This window comes from Pseudomonas sp. WS 5079 (genome assembly GCF_012985465.1).
Lineage (GTDB): Bacteria > Pseudomonadota > Gammaproteobacteria > Pseudomonadales > Pseudomonadaceae > Aquipseudomonas.
The window spans coordinates 56,601-60,358 of record NZ_JAAQWN010000011.1 but is presented as its reverse complement, the minus strand read 5'-3'; the positions used below and the strand labels follow the sequence as shown (position 1 = coordinate 60,358).

The 3,758-nt window shown below is 55.5% G+C and carries 2 protein-coding genes; one reads left to right on the top strand and one right to left on the bottom strand.

What is annotated here, in order from left to right; genetic code table 11:
- The first annotated feature begins 57 nt into the window (after nt 1-57).
- Entirely contained in the window at nt 58-1,020 is a 963-nt protein-coding gene (locus HBO05_RS24860) for an alpha/beta hydrolase (protein WP_172314477.1), read from the top strand.
- Nucleotides 1,021-1,091: 71 nt separating this feature from the next.
- On the opposite strand, the gene HBO05_RS24855 is transcribed toward HBO05_RS24860, so the two are convergent.
- A complete protein-coding gene (locus tag HBO05_RS24855; protein ID WP_172314475.1) occupies nt 1,092-3,599 on the bottom strand; it encodes a TonB-dependent siderophore receptor in 2,508 nt (835 codons plus the stop codon).
- Between the last annotated feature and the right edge of the window lie 159 nt (nt 3,600-3,758).

Genomic DNA, 3,758 nt, shown 5'->3' with positions numbered 1-3,758 from the left:
ACCCAACGCCGCCCCTGCACAGGGGCGGCACTGTATTGAATCAATAAGGAACATGTAATGCCCCTGGACCCCGATCTCGAAGGTTTTCTGGAGTTGGCTGAAATGGGCCGCCTGAGTGGCAAGAGTCAGCCCATGCATGCCTTGAGTGTGAGTCAGGCACGGCAGGAGTTCGAGATGAGCTCGCAGATCCTCGACCCTTCGCCGCCCGCCAGCCTGACGATTACAACCTTGCACATCCCGACACGCGACGGCGCAAAGATAGAAGCCCGGCTATATCGCTCGGCACATCATGCCCAACCTTCACAACCGAGCATTCTGTATTTCCACGGTGGCGGCTACGTGGTCGGCAGCCTTGACTCCCATGACTCGATTTGCCGCCGCCTGGCATCAAGCGGACGCCATGCCGTCCTGGCCCCGGCTTATCGGCTGGCTCCGGAGCATCCGTTCCCCACGGCCGTCAACGATGCCCTGGATTGCGCCAACTGGCTGGCTCGCGAGGCGCACTCCCTGAATCTGGATCCGGACAATGTCAGTGTCGCCGGCGACAGTGCCGGCGCCACCCTGGCCACGGTACTGGCCATCAGCGCCGTGCAGACACCCGAACACCTTGCGCTAAAGCCCAAGACCCAGTTGCTGTTTTACCCGGTGGCCGACACTCAGCGTACGCGCCCTTCCCACCAGCTGTATGCCGAAGGCTACCTGCTGGAAAGCGATACCTTGCAGTGGTTCTATCGACATTACACTCCCGACGCCGAGCAACGCGGTGACTGGCGCACATCACCGTTGTTGGCAAAAGACCTCGGTCCTCTTGCACCGGCCTACGTCAGCCTGGCCGAGTACGATCCGTTGTATGACGAAGGACTTGAATATGCCCAGCTGCTTCGCGATACCGGAACTGACGTTACTTTGTTGACTCAGGGTGGGTTGACCCATGACTTCCTGCGGATGTCGGGGATCAGTGCGGACATTGGCGGGATTTATGTGGCAGTCGAGGGTTGGTTGGAAGAGCGTACGGACTGAATATGCTGTGTTGCTCCGTGAGACATAAAAAAGGGACATCTGGCGATGTCCCTTTTTATTTCAAGCTACGGTTACCAGAAGGTACCGCGCAAAGTCAGCATGTGGTTGCGCTCGTCGCCATACCAGTTGCCCGATGCCGAAGACCCCAGTTTGCTGTAGTACTTCTTATCAAACAGGTTGTTGGCGTTGTAAATAACACTCCAGTTTTCGTTAACTCGGTATTCGGCCATGGAATCCCATACGGCATAACCCGCCTGAACGTACTTGTAGTTCTGCTCCACATCGTTCACGAACGTGGTCCCACTGACGTAGGTAGCGCTTTGCAAATTCACGCCACCGCCGATTTTCACGTCGTTGAGTATTCCTGGCAACCGGTAGGTGGACCATAGTTTAAACTGATGTTTTGGCGTAATACTGCTGAATACCTTCGCCGCAGTGCGGTTGCGATTATGGTTATACGTATAGCCCGCCAGAACGTTCCAGTCCGGCAAGACTTCACCGGTAAACTCCATGTCGACGCCTTTGCTGACGACCTCACCCTGAGGCAAGTAGCAACAGTTGCCGCCGAACAGAATACTGGACTCTTCGTAGCGTGGATCCAGCACTGCCTCGTTTTTACGCGAGGTGTAGTACAACGCAAAGGAAGTGTTGACGGCTCCGCCCCACAACTCGCCCTTTACGCCGGTCTCGTACGTCTTGCCGGTCATCGGCTCCATGGAGCTGCCCGGTAATGGTCCCTGCATCGTGCTTTGTTGAGGCTTGAAGATTTCGGAGTAGCTGGCGTAGGTCGACCATTCGTCCGTCAGGTCATAGACGATACCGCCATAAGGAACCAGTTTGGTTGCTTCGCGGGTCGATACGTCCGACTGCACTTTCCAGGCTCCCTCTTCGATCGCTTGGTACAACTGATCAAACTTGTACCGCTGCGCACGAGCACCAATGATCAAGTGAAGTGGGTCCGCCAGTTGCAAACGCAATGTAGAGTAAAGGCCATATTGTGTCTGGCTGTTGGGGCTGTAGTTACGAATAAAGTTCTTGTCTGTTCCAGGTTGTGGCCAGGGCGTCGCATCCGGGTCAAATACATTCACCGGATTGCCTACCCCGTTGGACGAGGTAGTCCCCTCCCACTGGCTGGTGATTTTTTGATGATCCATGCCAACCAGCAATTCGTGCTGCAAGCCTGCGTATTCGAATTTGCCAGCCAGGTTCACATCAAGAAGCTTCTGATCGCTGCGATACTGATTATTAGTGCCTCCGGTTTTCGGGCCGGTGAGTGTTACCGGGTCGACAGCGCCGAAGCTGAATGCTGCTTTTGAAAAGCCAGAATCCAGCGTTTGGGTATACGAAACATTGAGCTTCCAGTCATCGCTCAGTTCATGGTCGACCTTGGCAAAAATTTCTTGGGATCGCCCGTCCAGATACGACCACTTCTGGGTCAGGCTGGTACTTCTGGACAGACCAAGGTCCTTGCCGTTCACATCGCGCGGTAAACCGATCCCCGACCCCGTTTCATGAATACGCTCCGAGCGCCCACCCAAGGTCAGGCGTGTGTCAGGGAGGATATCGGCTTCCAGAATCCCGTAGAAAATCGGCTTTTCTGTACCCCGATCATCCAGCATGTACTGACGATCCGTGTAAGCCGCGACCATCCTGCCACGCAACTTGCCATCAAAGCCCAACGGACCGGTGACATCCATTTGGGTGCGATAATTGTCCCAGCTGCCCGCCGACATATCGACTTTCAACTGATAGGCATCCAGCGGGCGTTTGCGCACCAGATTGATCATGCCACCCGGGTCGCCGGTACCGCCAAAGAGACCGGAAGCACCACGTAGGACCTCAACATGGTCGAACTCAACCAGATCGTAGTTTTTGTTGGAGTAGAAGCTGCCAGACGTAGTGCCCAATGCCATCGGGGCAGCACCGTCGATTTGAATATTCTCAATCTTGAAGCCGCGCGACGAGAAGTCCGACAAACGGAAATTGTTGTTAGTGACCGTGATGCCCGGCGTCACTTTCATGGCTTCAGCCAGGTCAGTCATGCGTTTTTCGTCAATAACCTGCGCCGTCACCACCGACACTGACTGTGGCGTCTGCCGCAGACTGGTCGGGGTTTTCGAACCGATACTGGTCAAGCCGGTGGTGTAGGAGCCGGAGTTCTCCGTCATCTCTCCCATGCCCTGGCCCTGGATGGTAGTGGCGCCCAGCTCAAGAGTTGAACTCGTACTATTTTCGGGGCCGAGGATGACGGTATTGTTTTCAATCCGGAAAGTCAGGCCCGCGCCTTTGAGCAATGCTTCAAGAGCTGCCTCGGGCTCCAGGGTGCCTTTGACGGCGGTGGACTTCTTGCCCGCAACCATATCCGGCCCGAAAAGCACTTGCAGGCCGGTCTGCTTACCCAGTTCGGTCAGGGCCTTGTCCAGCGACTGGGCTGGCACATTTACCTGTATGGGCTGGGCGAAAGCCACGCCGCAGACACTGAGAGCCAACCCAAGGAGCGCTACCGACACGCAACTGCGGCAGGAAGAGAGGGGAGCATTGAAGAGTTTTTGCCTGAACCTTTTACTCTCGCGTTTCATTGTTTGGTTAAGCCCCAGATATGTCATTAATGTCGAAGGCCTCCCACTCTTGAGGCGGAATGACCTGAATTTAGTTAAACCGTCCGGACTCCACTCCCTGTTGCAGAGGGACGGTTTTGGCTTGAATCGGTGTCGAGCCATTAATGAACGTTTGGGATA